The following is a 23,371-nucleotide window of genomic DNA, read 5'->3' on the forward strand; positions in this document are numbered from 1 at the left end:
TATTCGAGGTAATCCGGTGCAAGTATACTTAGTTGGGGGCGCGGTGCGCGATCAGTTACTCAATATTAATGTCTATGACCAAGATTGGGTCGTGGTTGGCGCCAGCCCAGAGCAAATGTTGGAGGCTGGCTTCACTCCCGTTGGTAAAGATTTTCCTGTATTTCTGCATCCCAAAACTAAACAGGAACATGCCCTGGCACGAACAGAGCGTAAAACCGGCTCTGGATATACTGGTTTTGCCTGCTATTACGCACCAGATGTTAGCCTCGAAGAAGATCTTATGAGGCGTGATTTGACCATCAATGCCATGGCGCAAGATCCACATGGGCATATTATCGACCCTTATGGTGGGCAGCGCGATCTTCAATTACGTATTTTGCGCCATGTATCCGACGCGTTTGTTGAAGATCCTTTGAGGGTTTTACGCGTTGCTCGTTTTGCAGCCAAGTTGAACCATTTGGGTTTTACCATCGCCGATGAAACCAAGCAATTGATACAAACCATTGCGCTATCTGGGGAACTGGCACATTTAACTCCAGAGCGCGTCTGGCAAGAATGGCACAAGTCTCTCTCCACACACAATCCCGAAATCTTTCTTTCTGTTTTGCATGAATGTGGGGCATTAAAGGTGATTCTACCAGAGTTAGATCGTCTATTTGGTGTCCCACAGCCGGAAAAATGGCACCCTGAAATTGATAGTGGTATTCACACGCTGTTAGTGGCCGCACAAGCGGCTAGGCTCTCGTCTTCTCTTACAATCCGTTTCGCAGCCCAAGTCCACGACTTAGGTAAAGGTGTTACGCCAGAAAGTGAATGGCCAAGCCATAAAATGCACTGCCATACTGGGGTGAAAATAATTAAAAAACTGTGCGAACGCATACGTATTCCAAATGAATTCAAAGAATTAGCACTATTAGTGTGTGAGCAGCACTCAAATATACACAGAGCGGCCGAGCTGAAAGCAAGCACCAAGCTCAAAATACTCGATAAACTCGATGTATGGCGTAAACCAGAGCGTTTGAACGAGGTGTTACTTTGTTGCCAAGCCGATCACACAGGGCGATTAGGGTGCGAGAATACCCCCTATCCTCAAAAAGCAATCTTTGAGGTGGCATATCAAGCGGCTCAATCAATCGCGGTGAAAGATATCGTTGCCAGCGGGTTACAAGGAAAAGCGATCAGAGAAGAGATGGAAAAAAGACGTATCGCCGCTATTGCAGCTTTGAATGCAAGCAAAGCTTAGTGTAAACGAAATAGCCCAGCATAAAAAAACGCCCTGCAATGCAGGGCGTTCTCTAAAGTAGTAAAGCTAAGTTAATTTCCACAAGGGGAATTAAGCTTGACCTTTCACTTCTTTAAGGCCGTTGAAAGGAGCGCGCTCACCTAGAGCTTCCTCGATACGGATTAGTTGGTTGTACTTAGCAACACGGTCAGAACGGCTCATAGAACCAGTCTTGATTTGACCTGCAGCTGTACCTACCGCTAGGTCAGCGATAGTTGCATCTTCAGTTTCGCCAGAACGGTGAGAGATTACTGCTGTGTAACCTGCGTCTTTAGCCATCTTGATTGCAGCTAGAGTCTCAGTTAGAGAACCGATTTGGTTGAACTTGATAAGGATAGAGTTAGCTACGCCTTTCTCGATACCTTGAGCAAGAATCTTAGTGTTAGTAACGAATAGATCGTCACCTACTAGTTGAAGTTTGTCACCTAGTAGTTCAGTTTGGTGCTTGAAGCCATCCCAATCTGATTCGTCAAGACCGTCTTCGATAGATACGATTGGGTATTGGTTAGCTAGGTCAGCTAGGTAGTGGTTGAACTCTTCAGAAGTGAAGATTTTACCTTCGCCTTTCATGTTGTAGTTGCCAGCTTCTTTGTCGTAGAACTCAGATGCAGCACAGTCCATCGCTAGAGTAACGTCTTTACCTAGTACGTAACCTGCAGATTCTACCGCTTCTTTGATTGCAGCTAGTGCAGCAGCGTTAGATTCTAGGTTAGGAGCGAAGCCACCTTCATCACCAACTGCAGTGCTTAGGCCTTTAGCTTTAAGAACTTTAGCTAGGTTGTGGAATACTTCTGCACCGATACGTAGAGCTTCTTTAAGAGTCTTAGCGCCAACTGGTTGGATCATGAACTCTTGAATATCTACGTTGTTGTCTGCGTGCTCACCACCGTTGATGATGTTCATCATTGGTAGAGGCATAGAAAACTGACCAGCAGTACCGTTTAGCTCAGCGATGTGCTCATATAGAGGCATGCCTTTAGCTGCAGCAGCTGCTTTAGCGTTTGCTAGAGAAACAGCAAGAATTGCGTTAGCACCGAAGTTAGATTTGTTCTCAGTACCATCTAGGTCGATCATCACTTGGTCGATAGCCGCTTGATCTTTAGCATCTTTACCAACTAGAGCGTCAGCGATTGGACCGTTTACAGCAGCAATAGCTTTAAGAACACCTTTACCTAGGAAACGGGATTTGTCACCGTCACGTAGCTCAAGAGCTTCGCGAGAACCTGTAGATGCGCCAGATGGAGCAGCAGCCATACCTACGAAACCGCCTTCTAGGTGAACTTCAGCTTCTACTGTTGGGTTACCACGTGAGTCGATGATTTCGCGACCTAGAACTTTAACGATCTTAGACATTAATGTTTCCTCTCGTTGAATTTAAATGTCAAAACTATAAAGGGCAGCAGCACAACAATTGCAACTGCCCGTATCCTTGTTACTTCTCTGATTCACCGCGTTGGAACTCACCTGCTGCTTTAATAAAGCCTGCAAATAGTGGGTGACCATCACGAGGGGTTGATGTGAATTCTGGGTGGAACTGAGCTGCTACAAACCATGGGTGAGCAGGGTTCTCTATCACTTCAACTAATTTCTTGTCAGCAGACAGACCTGATACTTTTAGGCCAGCTTTCTCGATCTGCGGACGAAGATTATTGTTGACTTCATAACGGTGACGGTGGCGTTCATGAATTGTCGCACTCCCGTAAAGCTCGTACGCTTTGGTGCCTTTTTCTAAGTGGCAAAGCTGCGAACCTAAACGCATAGTACCACCAAGATCAGATTTTTCAGTACGTTCTTCTACGTTACCTTCACCATCTACCCATTCAGTAATTAAGCCTACCACAGGGTATTTTGTTTCTTTGTTAAATTCTGTTGAATGTGCACCTTTTAGGCCCGCAACATTACGCGCGAATTCAATGAGCGCTACTTGCATGCCAAGACAAATACCTAAGTAAGGTACTTTATTTTCACGAGCATACTGTGCGGCAAGGATTTTACCTTCAATACCACGGTCACCGAAACCGCCAGGAACCAAAATAGCGTCCAAGTCAGCGAGCACTTCAGTACCTTTCGTCTCAACATCTTGTGAATCAATATATTTAATTTTAACGCTTAGACGATTCTTCAGGCCGGCATGTTTCAATGCTTCGTTAACTGATTTATAGGCATCTGGTAATTCAATGTACTTACCAACCATACCGATAACGACTTCAGCAGTAGGGTTCGCTTCTTCGTAAATCACCTGTTCCCATTCAGCAAGGTTCGCTTCTGGCGCGTTAATACCAAAACGGTTACAAACAATATCATCAAGACCTTGAGCTTTGATCAACTGAGGGATTTTGTAGATTGAATCCACATCCTTCATTGAGATAACTGCTTTTTCTGGCACGTTACAGAACAGGGCAATTTTCTTACGCTCGTTCGCTGGGATCATACGATCGCTACGGCAAACCAGAATATCAGGTTGAATACCAATAGAAAGCAGTTCTTTCACTGAGTGTTGTGTTGGCTTAGTTTTCACTTCACCAGCAGCAGCAAGATAAGGCACTAAAGTAAGGTGCATGAACATTGCGTGTTCGCGGCCAACTTCAATCGCTAGCTGACGAATAGCTTCCATGAACGGCAGTGATTCGATATCACCCACTGTACCGCCAACCTCAACGATAGCCACATCGTGACCTTCGGAGCCTGCGATAACGCGGTCTTTGATAGCGTTAGTAATATGAGGGATAACCTGAATAGTTGCACCTAGATAATCACCACGGCGCTCTTTACGCAATACATCGGCATAAACACGACCAGCAGTAAAGTTATTGCGCTTAGTCATTTTGGTACGAATGAAACGTTCGTAGTGACCAAGGTCAAGGTCAGTTTCAGCGCCATCTTCCGTGACAAACACTTCACCATGTTGAGTTGGGCTCATTGTGCCCGGGTCAACGTTGATGTAAGGGTCAAGCTTCATCATAGTCACTTTAAGACCACGAGCTTCTAAAATCGCCGCAAGAGATGCTGCCGCAATACCTTTACCTAGAGAGGATACAACCCCGCCAGTAACAAAAATGTAATTTGTCGTCATGTTTAACCTGAAATTGGTTGAATGAGGGAAATGGATTTCTTCTGGACGGGATGAAAATATACCAGAAGCCCTTATCCGCTACAACGTGAAATCTATCACACTGTTGTTTTTTATTTTTTGCTTCAAATCAAAGTGCACCATTCGATATGACTTATTGCACCACGCAAAAGCAGAAAATTAGCCTCAAAAAGTCAACATAGCCTTCAATATTTATTTTTTGCTGTTTCTGATCTTTTCACTTCATTCCACATCGCATCTAACTCATCCAATGACAAGTCCGTTAGCTGTTTTTCATTTTCTGCCACCATAGCTTCAATCGCTTGAAATCGGCGAGAAAACTTGCGATTTGCTTTATTCAACGCCACTTCTGGGTCGGTTTTTAAATGCCTAGCCAAATTAACCGTAGCGAATAGCAAATCCCCCATTTCATCTTCCACTCGTGCAAAGTCAGGATTGACTTGCAAAGCTTCTTCCATGACCTCGTCGATTTCCTCATGAACCTTGTCGACAACAGGCCCAAGTGAATTCCAATCAAAACCATATTTAGCACACTTTTTTTGGATTTTTGTAGCACGTAAAAGTGAAGGGAATGATTGTGGTATTGAGTCTAGAATACTTTGTTGTTTTTTGCCTGCTTGCGCTTTCTCTTTGGCTTTTTCTGCTTCCCAATTGGCGTTAATTTGAGCTTCATTCTCAAACTTAGTATCAGAAAAAACATGCGGATGGCGACGCGTTAGCTTTTCATTGACCGCAGCAACAACTTCTGAAAAATCAAACAAACCTTGTTCTTTGGCCATTTGGCTATAAAAAATCACTTGGAAAAGTAAGTCACCTAATTCTTCTTTTAGGTTTGGCCAGTCTTGATTATGAATGGCATCGACCACTTCGTAAGTCTCTTCAATAGTATAAGGAACCACACTTTCAAAAGTTTGCTTATTATCCCAAGGGCAACCATTTTCTGGGTCACGCAATTGCGCCATGATCCGTTCAAGTTGTTCAATTGGATGACTCATTTTTTTTGTCCTTAACATCAATTTTTAAAGAAAAAGGTGAGTAGCTAAAGCCACTCACCTTTTAATCGCATTTTGTATTCACTAATTAAATCAGCCAAGACGCTTCACTAACATCACATCTTTCAACTGTTCAAGTCGTTTAATCACTCGTGATAATACTTCAATATTATTGAGTTCAAGATCAAAGTCCATAATCAACAATTGGCGCTTATAATCCACTCGGCTTTTCATACTCGGCACTTTGATTTTTTCGTTGGCTAACAAGGTGGTAATGTCTTTGATTAGTCCACTACGTTCCATTGCCTCAATGCGCAGCGTTAGAATGTACAAACCAACAGAACCCCCACCCCATACGGTATCAATGATACGCTCTGGAGCATGATGACTAAGTTCTTCGAGCTGCTCACAATCACTGCGATGCACTGAAATACCTCGCCCTTGAGTAATGTAGCCCTTGATGAGATCACCAGGAATGGGCTGGCAGCAACGCGCTAAATGGGTCATTAAGTTGTCAACCCCTTCCACTACAACTGCATCTTTATGTGGCCTGCTTTGTTGTGGTGTACGAGCTTCCGACTCTTGAAGCTTTTCGAGCGCCTGTCGATCTTCTTGTTCAGCCGTTGGCTTATTGACTAAGGCATTAATGTGATTAACGATTTGGTTAATGCGCAAATCACCGCTACCAATACCGACAAATAGCTCATCCGGTGTATTTACGTTAAAGCGTTTTAGAGCATATTTTTCGGCATCTTTTAATGTCGCGCCAATTTTAGCTAATTCATCGTCGAGAATTTCACGCCCAGCTTCTAGGTTCTTTTCACGACTCTGCTTACGGAACCATGCGTTAATCTTTGCGCGCGCACGACCAGAATGAACAAAACCTGTCGATGGGTTTAGCCAATCACGCGATGGGTTGGGCTCTTTCTGTGTGATAATCTCAACTTGATCACCCATTGATAATTTATGGGTAAAAGGCACGATACGTCCTGCCACTTTAGCCCCAATACAACGGTGCCCAACTTCAGAGTGAATATGGTAAGCAAAGTCGAGTGGTGTCGCTCCCATTGGCAAATCGACGACATCACCACGAGGGGTAAACGCGTATACGCGGTCATCAAATACCTGGCTTCGAAGTTCATCTAACATTTCGCCAGAATCAGACATCTCTTCTTGCCAATCAAGTAGCTTACGTAACCACGTAATTTTCTCGTCATAGCCACTTCGGGCGTTTGATGCACCTTCTTTGTATTTCCAGTGCGCAGCAACCCCTAGTTCAGATTCTTCGTGCATCTGTTTGGTTCGAATTTGGATCTCGATGGTTTTGCCTTCCGGCCCTAAAATCACAGTATGGATGGATTGATAACCATTGGGTTTAGGGTTAGCGACATAGTCATCAAACTCGCTAGGAAGATGTTTATATTTAGTATGTACAACCCCTAATGCGGCATAGCAGTCTTGCAGTTTATCAGCAATAATCCGTACGGCACGCACATCAAATAGCTCATCAAAAGCGAGGTTTTTCTTCTGCATTTTTCGCCAGATACTGTAGATGTGCTTAGGACGACCACTCACTTCAGCATTGATATTACATACTTTCATTTCAGAGCGTAAATCATCGACAAAATCGCGAATGTAATGCTCCCGGACAATACGCCGTTCTGACAGTTGTTTTGCTATCTGTTTGTAGGTCTCTGACTGCTGATAACGAAACGCGTAATCTTCAATTTCCCATTTAAGTTGACCAATACCTAAACGGTTAGCTAACGGCGCGTAAATATTAGCGCACTCTTTAGCGGCAAGGCGACGCACTTCATCCGGCTCATCTTTCACTTCACGTAAATTACAAATACGTTCAGCCAGTTTAATCACTACGCTGCGAAAATCATCAACCATCGCCAGTAACATACGACGTACATTGTCGACTTGTTCTGATGCTTCACTACCTTGCATCGTCACATTAAGCTGACCAATCGCGGCCATTTCTTCCACGCCATCAATCAGTTTAACGACCTCTTTGCCGTAGGTTTCTTCTAGCACTTCACGCTCAACAATACCGCTAGTCGCAATAGGAAACAATTGGGCGGCAACCAAGGTGGCTCGGTCCATAGAAAGCGTGACCAGTATTTCGATCATCTCTCTGCCACGCCAAAGCAATAGGGTCGATTTTGAGTGACCAGCCAATAAGGTTTCGCATTGGCGGTATACTTCCGTCAGTTTCGCGGAGGTATTTTTCTCTTGCTTTAAGCTCGTAATCCATTTTTTTAGCTCAAACTGTTCGTCTGGATTTAAGTGTGCGCTTCGAACCGCAACCATCTAATTCGTCCTAGTTTTATAGTTTGTGTTATTCGACTAACCGTCTAAAGATTAGTTCTCTCTTTACCGATTTTTTACAAATAGCGCCATAGATTCTAAATGACTCGTATGCGGAAACATATCCAACATGCCTAATTTTACTAATTTATAACCTTGGCTTATCAAGCTTTGACTATCTCGAGCAAGCGTCGCTGGGTTACAAGAGACATAAACAACACTTTTAGCGCCTAAACGAGAAAGTTGATCAACAATACCAACTGCTCCTGCACGTGCTGGGTCGAGCAGTACTTTAGCAAATTTTTCCTTTGCCCACTCTTGGCTCGACAAATCTTGTTCCAAATTTGCTTGGTAGAACGCGATATTGTTTATATTGTTGTGCTTTGCATTCTGTTGTGCTTGTATGACCATCTCGTCAACGCCTTCAACACCAACCACAAATTGTGCACGCTTAGCTATCGGCAAACTAAAATTACCCAAACCGCAGAATAAATCGAGTACCCGATCCTCTGGAGAAATCTGTAACCAGTCCATCGCTTGCTCAACCATTTTCTGGTTCACGTAACGATTGACCTGAATGAAGTTCGACGGCAAAAATGGAATTATCACCCCGCCCTCACTGTAAGAGGCTTCTTTTCCTAAGAGAATTTCAAGTTGCTCACTTTGCGGGACAACGTACAGCGTTGCCTGATGCTGCGCAGCGAATTCAAGTAAGGCTTGTTTATCTTCTGGAGCTAATGCTTTGAGGTGCCTTAGCACAATGACTGCACCTTGTTCACCTAACACCAGTTCTACATGGCCGAGCTGTGCTTGCTGTTTAAACGTGGTTAATAACGCCTTTAAAGGGGCAAGTAGCTGGTTTAACTGCGGCTCTAATACCGAGCAGTCTGTGATGTTTACTATCTGTTTGCTCTGTTTTTTTCGAAAACCAAATAGCAGTTGCTGCTGTTTTTTATCCCACAGTAAGCTGATACGTGCCCGACGACGATAACCTTTATCGGGGCCTGAAACCGGCTCAGACAATGTCAACGTTTGGCCTGCAAATTTTGTCATTAATTGACTGAGCGTTTGCTGTTTATGCTCGATTTGAGCCTCATGGGTCAGATGTTGTAGATCGCAGCCGCCACATTGTGAGTAATGCGGACAAAACGCATTAATGCGCTGCTCACTTGGCTTTAACACTTTGATTAATTGGCCACGAGAAAATTTACTTTTACTTTCACTAAGCTGTATAAGCACTTGTTCGCCCGGCAGAGCACCATCGATAAAGATCGGTTTCTTTTGCTGATAAGCAATGCCTGCCCCTTGGTGATCAAGCCGCTCAATCAATACCGTTTGATGTTTGGTCTCTAGTTGCGTTTTCTTTTTCGGTTGGAAAAAACGTGCCATGCTTTATGCCTACGTAAGATTTAATCGGTGTTTTTCTGCCCTAGCGTCACTATTTAGTGCGGGGATGATTGTCGAATTTACTCGATTTGATTAAGCTAACCGCTAATTAAACGATTTTCGTACTAGCTTCGCTTGTCAAACTGCGGGCTATTTTCCCATATCCACACCACGATGTTTAGACAATAATGACCAGATATGGCTTACGCGCGCGCGTTATTACCTTAACCCTAGCTCCAACCTTGATTATCGGCTTATTGCTGAGTGCTTTCTTTTCCTTTAATCGCTACCACGATCTTGAAAATCAGGTGATTAATGCAGGGGCGAACATCATTGAACCCTTAGCGATTGCTAGCGAAGAGGCGTTAAAGAATCAAAGCCGAGAATCAGTACGACGTATTATCAGTTATGCACACCGCAAAAATTCGAAATTAGTTCGCAGTATTGCTGTATTTGACGCCAACCACGAATTATTTGTAACGTCTAACTTTCACCCCAATTTTGAAAGCCTGACTTACCCAAAAGATAAACCGATACCGATCCTTAGTAGCTCACACCTGACCGAGAATACGTTAATTTTACGCACTCCCATCCTCGAAGAAAGCCGTCTAATTGAAGGTGGGGGCTCTGAAGCCACCACGCCAGCATTAGGTTATATTGCGATAGAGTTGGATCTTTCATCTTTGCGCTTACAGCAGTATCAAGAAATTTTTTCAGCCTTTTTGGTACTAGCGCTTGGGTTAGGGTTATCAGGAGCCTTCGCATTTCGACTATTGCATGACGTCACACGTCCTATTACCCATATGAAAAATATGGTGGACAGAATTCGCCGTGGTCATTTAGATGTGCGCATTGAAGGTAAAATGCACGGCGAATTGGATTCGCTCAAAAAAGGTATCAATGCGATGGCAGTTTCGCTATCGGAATATCATGTTGAGATGCAACACAGCATTGATCAAGCGACCTCTGACTTACGTGAAACCTTAGAACAATTAGAAATTCAAAACGTCGAACTCGATATTGCTAAAAAACGCGCCCAAGAAGCGGCACGCGTGAAGTCAGAGTTTCTTGCAAATATGTCACATGAACTGCGCACGCCACTTAACGGTGTGATCGGTTTTACCCGTCAAATGCTGAAAACACAGCTCAGCAACAGTCAAATGGATTACCTCCAAACCATCGAAAAATCAGCAAACAACTTATTGAATATCATCAATGACATCTTAGATTTCTCTAAGCTTGAAGCGGGTAAATTGGCATTAGAAAACATTCCATTTGAGTTCCAAGAAAGCCTAGAAGAAGTGGTGAATTTGCAAGCCACCAGCGCTCATGAAAAAGGGCTGGAAATCACGCTTAAAGTTGACCAAAAAATCCCAGCTGGCTTAGTTGGCGACCCACTACGAATTCAGCAAGTACTGACCAACCTTGTGGGTAACTCGATTAAATTTACTGAACGCGGCAATATCGATATTAGTGTCGAAATGCGCTCGCAGCGCGATGATGTGGTAGAGCTACAGTTCATGGTTCGCGATACGGGGATTGGTATTTCTGAGCGCCAACAAGCTCAACTATTTCAAGCATTTAGCCAAGCTGACGCTAGTATTTCGCGTCGCTATGGTGGCACGGGCTTGGGACTAGTTATTACTCAGAAACTGGTCAGTCAAATGGGGGGGGAAATCAGCTTAACCAGCCGCCTACACCAAGGTTCAACCTTCTGGTTTACTCTGAGGTTGCACATCACCGAAATGCCAATGAGTGATTGGTTGGACCCTCAGATACTCAGCAGTAAACAATTATTACTAATTGAACCCAATATGCAAGCAGCCTCGATTACACAGCAGATGTTGGTTCAAGCGGGGCTACATGTTACTTATCGTTCAGTGATGCCTGAAGAGTCAGAACATTTTGATTATGTGCTACTTAATTTAGCACCGAGTAAAGAAACTGACATTAAGTTAGTTGAACAATGGGTCAACAACGCCGTTAATATAGCAAATAATGTCATTATTGGTACGCCAAGTACTGAGCTTGCGCTATCCGATCATCTGATGCAGCAATATCCAGTACAGTGCATCACCAAGCCGCTATCGCGGAAAAAACTGCTGCAAATATTGATTGCCCACCAACCCGCCATTCAAGAGGTACCGGAATCACCTAGCGAGTTTGATAAACTACCACTGAAAGTCATGGCGGTTGATGATAACCCAGCCAACTTAAAATTGATCATGGCACTGCTGCAAGAGCGCGTAGAAACCATTGTTTCTTGTACCAATGGCCAAGATGCCATCGAACAGGCGAAAGATCATAAGTTCGATATTATTTTGATGGACATCCAAATGCCGCATATGGATGGCGTTACCGCATGCCAGGAAATCAAAAAGACCCAGCTTAATGCTCAAACCCCCGTTATCGCTGTTACCGCTCATGCCATGGTTGGGGAGCGAGATCGTCTCTTGAAAGCTGGTATGGACGATTACCTAACCAAACCTATCGAAGAACATATTTTGCAGCAGGTATTGATTCACTGGAATCCACACACGACTAGCCATGAAGTTGAAAAGCTAGAGCTCCTTGAGCACTTGGAACCGATGATAGAGGCTCAAGAAGTCGCACATATCGACACCATCATCATTGACTGGCAAACGGCCCTCAAACAGTCAGCCAACAAGGAAGACTTAGCAAAAGATCTACTGAAAATGTTGGTAGAGTCGATCCCTGAAATTAATCAAGTCGTTGCAATGGCATTAGAAGATGATGAATATTCAACGCAAGATCTGCTCCATCATGTACACAAACTGCATGGTAGCTGCTCGTACAGTGGCGTTCCGCGCTTGAAAAAAGTGTGTGCCACTATTGAGCAAGCTCTACGAGCAGGACAATTGATCAGTGATATTGAGCCAGAGATATTTGAGCTGCAAGATGAGATGGAAAAAGTAGTCGTCACGGCAAAACCTTATCTGGTTTAGCCATTAAACCTGAACAATAAGAATAGGTTGGAGTTGCGCCATATTATGGCGCAACTCCAATGAGCATAACTACGATTCGAATATCACCGTTGCGACCGCATAGTGACGTTCATCCGATATCGTTAAGTGGATATGTTGCACACCAGCAACTTCAGCCAATTGCGCAGCCTTACCAGAGAGCGTCAACAGTGGTTTACCATTTTGATCATTGCTAATCGTGAAATTTTGAAAACTCACGCCATGAGCAATACCTGTACCTAGCGCTTTCGATGCTGCTTCTTTGGCTGCAAAGCGCTTGGCAAGATAGCGGCCCTTTTGCTTCAATGACGTAAATACAGCGAGCTCTTGCGGTGTCAAAATACGCTCGGCAAAAGCATCACCACTGCGTGATAATGCTTTTTCTATACGTTCGATTTCTGCGATATCACTACCTAGACCAACAATAGCCACTCGTTACCCTTATTTACGCGCCGCTTGCATGATTGCTCTCATGTCAGCAACAGCTTTATCTAAACCGTCAAACACGGCGCGACCAATGATAGAGTGGCCAATATTCAATTCATAGATTTCAGGCAATGCAGCGATAGCCGCTACGTTATGGTAAGTCAAACCATGACCAGCGTTAACTGTGATGCCAAGGTCACTGGCATAACTTGCCGCTGCTGCAATTTTCTTCAACTCATCTTGTTGATCCGTTTCCGTTTCAGCGTCAGCATAATGACCAGTATGCAGCTCGATAAATGGTGCACCGCATGCTTTAGCGGCGTCAATTTGTTCACGATCAGCATCAATAAAGAGCGATACTTTAATCCCTGCCTCCGTCAGCTTTTCGGTTGCTGCTTTGACTTTTTCAAGCTGACCAAGAACGTCCAAACCACCTTCAGTGGTCAGTTCTTCACGCTTTTCAGGCACTAAACAAACAAATTCAGGTTGTGTTTTTAGAGCAATATCGACCATTTCATCAGTCACGGCCATTTCAAGGTTCATACGAGTTTGCAGCGTTTCACGCAAAATACGAACATCGCGATCTTTAATATGGCGTCGGTCTTCACGCAAATGGATTGTGATGCCATCAGCACCCGCGCGTTCAGCGATTTCAGCAGCGTGAACTGGGTCTGGATATTTGGTACCACGTGCATTACGTAAAGTTGCGATATGATCGATATTAACGCCTAAATAAATTGCGCTCATTTTCCTATACTCCGTACTTTGGAAAAACTGGTCATTGGCAGGAAAAGTTCCCTGCTCTTTAAAGGTTTACCGCCAAGATACGGCTTTAAGGCTATACGTGTAAAGCGTTTTGCCGCTTGAAGTTGTTCTTTGGTCACGAAGCGACGTTCACTAATTGCGATCAACTCATTCCCCATAAAGGTTAAGTTATCTCGGCGCACTGACGCAATAAAGCCTTTCTGTTCGCGATAACGATACGTCATCTCTGGGTCAATCGCTTCGCCTGTTCCTGCGCAATGTAAAAAATCCACGCCATAGCCCATTGCTGCGAGCAGGGCGAGTTCAAAACGTCTCAGTGCAGGCTCTGGATTATCACATTGAGCAAGTTCGGTAAGGGCATGCAAGTAGTCATGAAACAGACCGGGAGCAGGCACTTCTTGTGCTAACACTCGCCCAATCAATTCATTCACGTACATCGCAGAGTAGAGAGTAATGCCATAAAGAGGTAACCCTAAACTGATTGGTTCTGCTTGGCGAAGGGTTTTCATCGAGCTGTTGCCCGACCATTTGAGTAATAAGGGGGTAAAAGGTTGTAAAGCACCTTTGAGATTCGAACGTTTGCTGCGCGCACCTTTAGACATCAAAGTAACACGACCATACTCCTCGCTAAAAACATCAAGGATCAAACTCGACTCGCTATAAGGACGTCGATGGAGGACAAAACAACGTTGTAAACCTTCAGACATAAAGTAACTCAGAGATGAGCAGCACTATGACTACTCATCTCTAATATGGGTTATAGATCGTCAATATAACCTAGGCTACGAAGGGCGCGTTCATCATCTGCCCACCCGGACTTCACTTTCACCCAAGTTTCGAGGTAAACCTTGCGACCAAATAGCTCTTCCATATCTAAACGGGCTTCGCGGCCGATGGTTTTAATTTTCTCACCACCTTTACCAATCACCATTTTCTTCTGACCGCTGCGTTCGACTAGGATCAAAGCATTGATATGAAAGCCATCCGTTTCAGGGTTGTAATCGAAGCGTTCAATTTCAACCGTAACAGAATAAGGTAGCTCTTCACCGGTAAAGCGCATCAATTTTTCACGTACAATTTCAGATGCCATAAAACGCTGAGAACGGTCAGTCACATACTCTTCAGGGAAATGGTGTGTCGCTTTCGGCAAATGCTCACACACGTGTTTACGTAATACATCGACATTTTTACCGTGTTTAGCGGCAATCGGTACGATATCGACAAACTCCATTTTCTTAGATAGTTCAGACATGTGCAGCATAACGTCATTACGATCTTTCACGTTATCAACTTTATTCACACACAGAACAACAGGGAAATTAGCGTTACGTAGTTTGTTAAGCACCATTTCATCATCAGCAGTCCACTGAGTGCCATCGACAAGAAACAGCACTAAGTTGACATCACTTAAAGAACTGCTCGCCGCTCGGTTCATTAAGCGGTTGATGGCACGTTTTTCTTCAATGTGTAGCCCTGGAGTGTCGACATAAATCGCTTGGTATTGACCGTCAGTTTCCACGCCCATAATACGATGGCGAGTAGTTTGCGGCTTACGCGATGTGATCGAAATTTTTTGCCCAAGTAGGTTATTTAGCAACGTTGATTTACCAACATTAGGACGGCCAACAATGGCGACAAAACCACAGTGTTGATCATCGGGTGCCGTTGCTTCATTAGCGCTAGTATTTGATGCAAAGTATGCATCTAAGTCGAATTCGTTATCAGCCATTTGTTAGTTGCTCTAGTGCAATTTCAGCAGCCGCTTGTTCAGCTTTGCGACGGCTAGTGCCTTTACCAATTACAGGGGTTCCTACTCCTGCGACATCACACGACACCGTAAACTCTTGGTTGTGTGCTTCACCTTTAATATTAGTCACTGTATAGATTGGCAGCTGTTTTCTTCTGCCTTGCAGAAACTCTTGAAGGCGAGTTTTTGGATCTTTTTGTGAAACGCCGGGCTCGATGGCATCTAAACGATCTTGATACCAACTCAAAATAATACCGCGTATCACTTCAACATCGCTGTCTAAGTAAATAGCACCAATGATGGCTTCTACGGCATCAGCAAGGATTGAATCACGACGAAAACCGCCACTTTTCAACTCACCTGGACCTAATTTTAAGTAATCTCCTAGGCAAAATTCTCGACCTAGTTCCGCCAGAGTATGACCACGAACTAACGTAGCGCGCATACGACTCATATCCCCTTCATTCACTTTAGGGAAACGATGGTATAGCTCATCGGCGATGACAAAACTTAAAATTGAATCGCCCAGAAACTCAAGACGTTCATTGTGCTTACCATTTGCACTGCGATGTGTCAGTGCTAAGGAAATAAACTCGGGATCATTAAATTGATAGCCGAGTTTAGTTTCTAATTTGCTAATTGGAGAATTCATGCTCTCTCGATGTAATGATGGCTAGCCAAGGCTAGCCTAGTTAATACCACCAATGCGGTTAAAACGCACACCAGTTGGAATCCATGAAGGTAAAACGCTATCGGCATCACGCTCAAATTTGAAGCTGATCCAAATAGCAATGGCTTTACCGACTAAGTTTGCTTCTGGGACAAAACCCCAGTAGCGACTATCAGCACTGTTGTCACGGTTATCACCCATCACAAAATACTGACCTTGTGGAACAACCCACTCGTTAACACCATGACGAGGTTGATACGCATCAACGCGATCACGACGCAATGGATTGATCAAAATTTGGTGTTCAACCTGGCCTAGCTTTTCATTCACTTGAATTAAAGGGATACCATTTTGGTTGAACTCACTCTCTTCAACATTGGACAGTTTGACCTGTTTACATTCTGTTGAACCTTGAGCTTGGATGCAAACTTCCTTGTTACTGCTATAGCGAACCGTATCTCCAGGCATACCCACTACACGTTTGATGTAGTCAATGCTTGGCTGTGGTGGATATTTAAAAACCACAATATCTCCACGCTCAGGCTTACCCGTTTCAATCAATTGAGTACGCCATACTGGGTCTTTCAAACCATAAGCATATTTCTCAACCAGAATAAAATCACCAACCAATAGTGTTGGCATCATTGAACCAGATGGAATTTGAAACGGTTCATAGATAAACGAACGCAACACCAGCACCAAAGCAATCACAGGGAAAATAGAGACACTATTTTCTACCCACCATGGTTGAGCGGCGACTTTAGCCGTCACACTGGCATCTAATCCATTGGTTTGCGCTTCAATACCGGCCACTTTGTGCTGGCGTTTCTTTGCCCAAACCAACTTTTCGAGCACCCAGACAACTCCGGTCACTAAGGTCACGATCACCAAGATGAGTGAGAATGTATTTGCCATGGACTTCCCTTATCTAAAAATACGAAAGTGAAAGAGCCGAAACTCTTTCACTTATGATTACTGCATGATGAACGGTACATTCAACGCAATGATTAATCTTTACCAACATGAAGAATCGCAAGGAACGCTTCTTGTGGTAACTCTACGTTACCAATTTGCTTCATGCGTTTCTTACCTTCTTTCTGTTTCTTCAACAGTTTCTTCTTACGACTCACATCACCACCGTAACATTTTGCTAGTACGTTTTTACGTAGCTGTTTGACGGTTGAACGAGCAATAATATGGTTGCCAATCGCGGCTTGAATCGCAATATCAAACATTTGACGAGGGATGAATTCTTTCATCTTCTCAACAACTTGACGACCACGTGTTTGCGAGTTGTCTTTATGCGTGATGATAGCCAAAGCATCCACTTTGTCACCATTAAGCAAAATATCAACACGAACCATGCTTGATGCTTCAAAACGTTGGAAACCGTAATCCAATGATGCGTAACCACGTGATGTCGACTTCAAACGGTCAAAGAAATCGAGTACCACTTCAGCCATAGGAACGTCGTAAGTCAGTGCTACTTGGTTGCCGTGGTAAACCATATCAACCTGCACACCACGCTTTTCAATACACAAGGTAATCACATTACCTAGGTATTCAGACGGTACCAGAATGTTACAACGAGCAATCGGCTCACGAATTTCTTCAATGTCATTAACCGCTGGCAATTTAGCAGGGCTATCAACATAAAGTACCGTACCGTCAGTTTTTTCAACTTCATACACTACCGTTGGTGCGGTGGTGATAAGATCAAGGTCGTATTCACGCTCTAGACGTTCTTGAATAATCTCCATATGGAGCATACCCAAGAAGCCACAACGAAAACCAAAACCTAGTGCTGCCGAGCTTTCTGGCTCATAAAAAAGTGATGCATCGTTAAGGCTAAGTTTACCTAATGCATCGCGGAAATTTTCATAATCATCAGAAGAAACCGGGAAAAGACCAGCATAAACCTGAGGTTTCACCTTTTTAAATCCTGGTAACGCTTTTTCACATGGTGTTTTTGCTGAAGTCAACGTATCGCCAACTGGCGCACCAAGGATGTCTTTAATGCCACAAACAACCCAGCCCACTTCACCAGTATTTAATTCAGTTTGGTCGACTTGTTTTGGCGTAAAAATCCCCAAACGATCAACACCCCAAATTTGCCCGGTACTCATCACTTTAATCTTATCATTCTTCTTCAATACGCCGTTTTTCACGCGTACAAGAGAAACCACACCTAAGTAGTTATCAAACCAAGAGTCAATGATCAAAGCTTGCAGTGGCGCATCAGGATCACCTTCTGGCGCCGGAATACCAGAAACGATCTTTTCGAGTACATCATCAACCCCGAGACCAGTTTTAGCTGAACAACGAACAGCATCAATCGCATCAATACCAACGATATCTTCAATCTCTTCCGCTACACGCTCTGGTTCTGCGGCTGGCAAATCAATTTTGTTAAGAATAGGAACAACTTCCAGTTCCATTTCAATCGCAGTGTAACAGTTAGCCAAGGTTTGAGCTTCAACACCTTGACCTGCATCCACTACTAATAATGCACCTTCACAGGCGGCAAGAGAACGGGAAACTTCATAAGAAAAGTCAACGTGTCCAGGAGTATCGATAAAGTTGAGCTGGTATGTCTCGCCATCTTTTGCTTGGTAGTCGAGCGTCACACTCTGCGCTTTGATGGTGATGCCACGCTCACGTTCAAGATCCATAGAATCGAGAACTTGAGCTGCCATTTCACGATTACTCAATCCACCACAAACTTGGATTAAACGGTCAGAGAGGGTCGACTTACCATGGTCGATGTGGGCGATAATCGAAAAGTTACGAATGTGCTTCATAGGTTTGGGATGACTAAACTCTTGCAAAAAGGAACATAAGAACGCGACATCAAGTGGCGTTTCCATAAAGTTGGCAGATTCTACCCAATTTCGATAGGGATCGCATCATAAATTAGGCAATGGGCTCACCGAGGACTCGAACCAAAACCACTTCAAGCTGTGAACGTTTTTCAAGAACGGTGGAGAATTGCTTGGCAATGATGATCCCAACGGCGATAAAAAGTGCCGCGCTCATAATCACCAAACCTTCGTCACCATTAAACATAGGGGCAATAACAGCATCACCGAGCCAAGCTCCAAGCATCATCATAAATAACGGTACTAGGTAAACCAAAGCCGCCGATTGAAGTAAGCTTTTTTCAGGAAAACCAATTTCAATCACCTGACCAGGCTTGACTGTTTTGTCTGTATTGAGTTGCCAGTGCAGTGTTTTGTTGCCCACAGCTTTAGAAACAATCCCCGTCCCACAACTTTTTGATGAAGAACAAGTGCTGCAACTGGTCTGCTGTTCACAACTGAGTTCAACATGAAACCCTTGTTGCTTTAATTGAACAGAAGTCACTGTCGCCAACGCCGTCATCATGGTGCCATCACCTTATTGGTTTTGTTTATCGCTTTAAACGTAATTGACTGAGCAATACGCTTAGCGGTTTCTGGTGGAATATCACCCACCACCGAGACCTCATTATTGCCTTTCACAAAACTATGTAAAGTACGGCGACCTTGGCGAACCAATTGACCTTTTAACGAATAATTGTCGCTATCTGAAATATACACAGAGAAACTGAACAAACCATCGCTAAACATTTGGCTTTCAACCAAACGTTCAGTAATGGCCATACGGTAGCGGTTCAGTTCTTTGGGTTCGAAACCACCAGGGGTCCAACCTACATTCCAAAAACTTTCGTTAAGGTTACCCTTTGGTAAAGACAATACTTCCGGAAGTTTGACGGCATTGAGCCCTTCCATCGCATCGGCAAGTTTGTCGCTGATCGCATAAGATATGGTGCGATATTGCTCTAATACTTCACCATCTCTATCAACTAAATCTGCTCGTAGTGGCAAATAACTGGCTTCATCAACCCATAAAACATAGGAATAACGCAGCCCATCTTTAGGCACAATACGCACAACCTGACAAGCAGTACCCGCTTCGCGAGCACGACCGACTTTAACAAAGTCGTAATATTGGCTTAATGCGCCAACATCGCTATCGAGCATAGGAATCGTCGGTGCAACCATTGAGCTCGACTCGATGGTGAACGGATCTACGCCTGGCTCAATGTAACTGACTTCATCACCACGACGAATCACTTCTCTGACCGGCCCACTGAGATAGACGAGGTGAGCAAATTGTTGGTTACTTTTACTCGCATGACGATACAGTAAAGGTTCGATACTGCTTTTCTTAATAAGAATGTAAGACAGCTCATAATTTAAGTGCTGACTGGCTTCGTTCATTTGAAGCAACAAAGCCTCTGCAGGTTGGTCATCTGCAAAGGCTAATGTAGAGTTCAAACTGAACAGCGCCAACGCACTGATCAGGTATTTATTCATTCAGCTACCGATTGATGTACATCGTTGTGCAAACTAGCATTTTCACTATTTAAGCGAAGTTGCAGCTCGTAATCTTGTAATAACGCGTTAACGCGGCGGCGTTGCTCTTGCATATTAGCATCATTGTTGTGTCGCTTGACAGAATCACGAGTCAAGCTAACCGGTTCAACACTACCAGTGAACGGTACTGTTTGTAATACAGGTAATTGATCACCTTGAGTAGCGGTTGGATCACTACCACTGTATTGCTGCACCCCCAAAACAACCACAAGCGAGACACAAGCAGCCACAGCGACTTGTCCAAACTGAGAAAGCCATGCTGGTAATTGTCGACGGGCTTGCGATGACGTAGGTTGAGACTCACGATTTCCATGCTGAATATCAACAACAGAGGCCGAATGTAAACGACTGTGCGTAGGCTCACTTTCCAATGCTAACGCCACACTTTCTGCAATATTCCATTCAACTCGTACTGGGGCATCACCACGCATCACATCACCAATTACATGGTAATTCTTCCACGTTTGTAAACTTTCTTGGTCAAGCTCTAATTCTTGGATTAGTGCCTTATCGACCATTTCCCCATCCATGAGTGCTGAAAGTTTTTCTTTGTCAGCCATTATTTATTCACCATATTCATTACTGGTTTGAACGCTATAAAAGAGGTTTTATCTTCTTTTCTACCGCTTCACGAGCACGGAAGATACGCGAACGCACCGTTCCTACAGGACAATCCATAACTTCTGCGATTTCCTCGTAACTTAAGCCTTCAAGCTCACGCAACGTCATCGCCGTTTTTAAATCTTCAGGTAACGCTTCTATCGCACTGAACACTACCTGTTGCAATTCTTTGGACAACGTAATGTTCTCAGGGTTCGATATTTCTTTTAGCGCATTACCATTTTCATAATATTCAGCATCTTCAGCATCAACATCATTTGCGGGTGGCCTACGGCTCTGCGCAACAATGTGATTTTTAGCAGTATTGACAGCAATACGGTATAGCCAAGTGTAAAACGCGCTTTCTCCACGAAAAGTTGGGATAGCACGATACGCCTTGATGAATGCCTCTTGGGCGACATCCGCTACATCTCCAGAATTGCTCACATACCGAGAAATAAGGTTGCAGACTTTATTTTGGTATCTTAAGACCAAAAGGTTAAACGCTTGCTTATCCCCACTCTGAACTCGCTCAATCAATACCTGATCGGTCAACTGCTCGTTCATTCGAGCGTGTACTCCTATTGTTATTCCCCTTACCTTCTCAGATATGGGCATTCATTATGCAAAGTGTAGTATTGACACCACCGCTTACATGAGCACTATTGTGACTCAAGGAAGAATGGGAAGTTCCATTCTGTCTAAAAATATTTGCCATTCACAATCGATAAGTGTGACGTAACTTCAATTCGGCAAACCTCACAACATAGTGAGGGTCGATAGTACGAAAGACAATGGCATTGACTAAAGTATTGCATTTTAACGAGATAATTTACCTTTATTTTATCTAGATGATCGAAGTCCCGCTTACGCAGCTAATGGATATACCAAAACTACTTGGAGTTACAGGTAAACGAACGCCGCCAACACCGCAGCATCTTCAAGTAAGAAGGGATAAAACCTTGCGACTTAAGCACTTCAAGAGTATAGATACATGCAGTACATTTTTTAAATAAGAGTTGGATAACTCTACTATAGTTCGGGAATTTAAAAGTTTTATGAACGCAAACCGTGAACATCAATGTGATGTATTAGTGGTAGGTAGTGGTGCAGCAGGCTTGTCGTTAGCTCTGCGTGTAGCAAAACATGGAAAAGTAATTGTTCTAAGCAAAGGACCTCGCAGTGAGGGGGCCACCTATTACGCTCAAGGAGGAATTGCGGCTGTTTTTGACGAATCAGACAGTATTGAATCACACGTTGAAGATACACAAATCGCAGGGGCTGGTATTTGTGAAGAAGATACCGTGCGCTTTATCGCAGAACACGCGAAAGAGAGTGTTCAGTGGCTAATTGATGGCGGTGTTCCTTTCGACAGAGAAGAAAATGACAGTGATGAAGCTCCTCGTTATCATTTAACTCGCGAGGGTGGTCATAGCCATCGACGTATCCTTCATGCTGCCGATGCAACTGGCATGGCGATGCAAACTTCCCTTCAAGATAATGTTCATAACCACCCAAACATCACCATTCTTGAACGTCATAATGCATTAGATTTGATCACTGAAGACAAAGTTGGTGGTGACAAACAAAAAGTCATTGGCGCTTATGTTTGGAACCGTAATCAAGAACACGTTGAAACCATCCGCGCGAAATTCGTGGTCTTAGCCACAGGGGGCGCATCGAAGGTATATCAATATACATCCAATCCCGATGTCTCTTCTGGTGATGGCATTGCCATGGCTTGGCGCGCAGGATGCCGCGTTGCAAATTTGGAGTTTAATCAATTCCACCCAACCTGCTTGTTCCATCCTGAGGCTCGTAACTTTCTTTTGACAGAAGCATTACGTGGCGAAGGAGCATTTTTAAGACGCCCTGATGGCTCACGCTTTATGCCTGATTTTGATGAGCGTGGAGAACTGGCACCGCGTGATGTGGTTGCCCGAGCGATAGATTTTGAGATGAAACGCCTAGGTGCTGATTGCATGTACCTAGACATCAGCCATAAGCCTGCTGATTTTATCGAAAAACACTTCCCCACCATCCATTCTCGTCTAATGGAATTGGGGATTGATATGACCAAAGAGCCGATCCCGATAGTGCCTGCTGCACACTATACTTGCGGGGGGGTAATGGTCAACAAGCAAGGTCAGACCGACATCAAACACCTTTATGCAATCGGTGAAGTCAGCTATACCGGGCTACATGGTGCTAACCGTATGGCTTCAAACTCGTTACTTGAGTGTGTTGTCTATGCATGGTCTGCGGCGCAACATATTCTGAAAGCACTGCCTGAAGCACAACTTCCTCCAAGTTTACCAGCTTGGGATGAAAGTAAAGTGAATAACTCAGATGAAGAAGTTGTTATTCAACATAACTGGCACGAGCTGCGTCTATTCATGTGGGATTACATGGGCATCGTACGTACTGACAAGCGTTTGGAGCGTGCATTACGTCGCATCCAATTGCTGCAACAAGAAACTCATGAGTACTACAGTCATTTCCGTGTTTCGAACAATTTATTGGAACTGCGAAATTTATTGCAAGTCGCCGAGCTGATGGTTCGCTGTGCAATGCAACGCAAAGAAAGCCGTGGTTTGCATTACACATTGGACTACCCACAATTGGCCGAAGATAGCGGGCCTACAATTCTGACACCGCAAGGCTAGGAATAAACATGTAGTTAAACAAAAGGAGTCT

General features: G+C 44.1%; 19 protein-coding genes. 3 read left to right on the top strand and 16 right to left on the bottom strand.

Annotated features, from left to right (window positions below; genetic code table 11):
* The first annotated feature begins 16 nt into the window (after positions 1-16).
* Complete coding sequence (locus AACW06_RS06855) at positions 17-1,243, top strand: multifunctional CCA addition/repair protein (protein ID WP_192074524.1); 1,227 nt, start codon at positions 17-19, stop codon at positions 1,241-1,243.
* Positions 1,244-1,333: 90 nt separating this feature from the next.
* On the opposite strand, the gene eno is transcribed toward AACW06_RS06855, so the two are convergent.
* From eno to rlmD, 5 genes are all read right to left on the bottom strand, one after another.
* The gene (eno, locus tag AACW06_RS06860) at positions 1,334-2,635 is read right to left on the bottom strand and encodes a phosphopyruvate hydratase (protein ID WP_053310742.1); all 1,302 of its coding nucleotides are present in this window, start codon (positions 2,633-2,635) and stop codon (positions 1,334-1,336) included.
* A gap of 79 nt (positions 2,636-2,714) precedes the next feature.
* Positions 2,715-4,355, bottom strand: coding sequence for a CTP synthase (locus tag AACW06_RS06865; protein ID WP_053310741.1), 1,641 nt, complete (start codon positions 4,353-4,355; stop codon positions 2,715-2,717).
* A gap of 203 nt (positions 4,356-4,558) precedes the next feature.
* On the bottom strand, positions 4,559-5,368 hold the full coding sequence (gene mazG, locus AACW06_RS06870; RefSeq protein WP_192074525.1) for a nucleoside triphosphate pyrophosphohydrolase: 810 nt from the start codon (positions 5,366-5,368) through the stop codon (positions 4,559-4,561).
* A 90-nt stretch (positions 5,369-5,458) separates the two neighbouring features.
* Positions 5,459-7,681: a GTP diphosphokinase gene (gene relA, locus AACW06_RS06875; RefSeq protein ID WP_192074526.1), complete on the bottom strand. Its 2,223-nt coding sequence runs from the start codon at positions 7,679-7,681 to the stop codon at positions 5,459-5,461.
* 63 nt (positions 7,682-7,744) lie between these two features.
* A complete protein-coding gene (gene rlmD, locus AACW06_RS06880; RefSeq protein ID WP_192074527.1) occupies positions 7,745-9,067 on the bottom strand; it encodes a 23S rRNA (uracil(1939)-C(5))-methyltransferase RlmD in 1,323 nt (440 codons plus the stop codon).
* A 185-nt stretch (positions 9,068-9,252) separates the two neighbouring features.
* Between rlmD and barA the strand changes: the two genes are divergently transcribed.
* Complete coding sequence (barA, locus tag AACW06_RS06885) at positions 9,253-12,030, top strand: two-component sensor histidine kinase BarA (RefSeq protein ID WP_192074528.1); 2,778 nt, start codon at positions 9,253-9,255, stop codon at positions 12,028-12,030.
* Positions 12,031-12,099: 69 nt separating this feature from the next.
* Here barA and acpS read toward each other — a convergent pair whose 3' ends face one another.
* From acpS to rpoE, 11 genes are all read right to left on the bottom strand, one after another.
* Positions 12,100-12,480 (bottom strand): holo-ACP synthase, encoded by a 381-nt coding sequence (gene acpS, locus AACW06_RS06890; RefSeq protein WP_053310736.1) that lies wholly within the window; start codon positions 12,478-12,480, stop codon positions 12,100-12,102.
* A gap of 9 nt (positions 12,481-12,489) precedes the next feature.
* Positions 12,490-13,221, bottom strand: coding sequence for a pyridoxine 5'-phosphate synthase (gene pdxJ, locus AACW06_RS06895; protein ID WP_053310735.1), 732 nt, complete (start codon positions 13,219-13,221; stop codon positions 12,490-12,492).
* Positions 13,218-13,946, bottom strand: a complete 729-nt coding sequence (gene recO, locus AACW06_RS06900) for a DNA repair protein RecO (protein WP_053310734.1) — start codon at positions 13,944-13,946, stop codon at positions 13,218-13,220. Before recO ends, pdxJ begins: the two co-directional genes overlap by 4 nt.
* Before the next feature lie 50 nt (positions 13,947-13,996).
* Positions 13,997-14,968 (bottom strand): GTPase Era, encoded by a 972-nt coding sequence (era, locus tag AACW06_RS06905; RefSeq protein ID WP_192074529.1) that lies wholly within the window; start codon positions 14,966-14,968, stop codon positions 13,997-13,999.
* Entirely contained in the window at positions 14,961-15,638 is a 678-nt protein-coding gene (gene rnc / locus AACW06_RS06910; RefSeq protein ID WP_053310732.1) for a ribonuclease III, read from the bottom strand. The genes era and rnc overlap by 8 nt, the downstream gene beginning before the upstream one ends.
* Positions 15,639-15,674: 36 nt before the next feature.
* Positions 15,675-16,571 (bottom strand): signal peptidase I, encoded by an 897-nt coding sequence (gene lepB, locus AACW06_RS06915; protein ID WP_192074530.1) that lies wholly within the window; start codon positions 16,569-16,571, stop codon positions 15,675-15,677.
* Positions 16,572-16,663: 92 nt separating this feature from the next.
* Positions 16,664-18,457, bottom strand: a complete 1,794-nt coding sequence (lepA, locus tag AACW06_RS06920) for a translation elongation factor 4 (RefSeq protein ID WP_053310991.1) — start codon at positions 18,455-18,457, stop codon at positions 16,664-16,666.
* Positions 18,458-18,569: 112 nt separating this feature from the next.
* Positions 18,570-19,040 (bottom strand): SoxR reducing system RseC family protein, encoded by a 471-nt coding sequence (locus AACW06_RS06925; RefSeq protein ID WP_192074531.1) that lies wholly within the window; start codon positions 19,038-19,040, stop codon positions 18,570-18,572.
* A complete protein-coding gene (gene rseB, locus AACW06_RS06930) occupies positions 19,037-20,014 on the bottom strand; it encodes a sigma-E factor regulatory protein RseB (protein WP_192074532.1) in 978 nt (325 codons plus the stop codon). Before rseB ends, AACW06_RS06925 begins: the two co-directional genes overlap by 4 nt.
* Entirely contained in the window at positions 20,011-20,634 is a 624-nt protein-coding gene (locus AACW06_RS06935; protein WP_192074533.1) for a sigma-E factor negative regulatory protein, read from the bottom strand. Before AACW06_RS06935 ends, rseB begins: the two co-directional genes overlap by 4 nt.
* Before the next feature lie 34 nt (positions 20,635-20,668).
* On the bottom strand, positions 20,669-21,241 hold the full coding sequence (gene rpoE, locus AACW06_RS06940; RefSeq protein ID WP_053310727.1) for an RNA polymerase sigma factor RpoE: 573 nt from the start codon (positions 21,239-21,241) through the stop codon (positions 20,669-20,671).
* Positions 21,242-21,732: 491 nt separating this feature from the next.
* On the opposite strand from rpoE, the gene nadB reads away from it, so the two are divergent.
* Positions 21,733-23,340: an L-aspartate oxidase gene (gene nadB, locus AACW06_RS06945; RefSeq protein WP_053310726.1), complete on the top strand. Its 1,608-nt coding sequence runs from the start codon at positions 21,733-21,735 to the stop codon at positions 23,338-23,340.
* Positions 23,341-23,371 lie beyond the last annotated feature (31 nt).

Origin of the sequence: Vibrio sp. S12_S33 (genome assembly GCF_963889785.1) — a bacterium.
In the GTDB taxonomy this organism is placed as follows: Bacteria; Pseudomonadota; Gammaproteobacteria; order Enterobacterales; family Vibrionaceae; genus Vibrio; species Vibrio aestuarianus.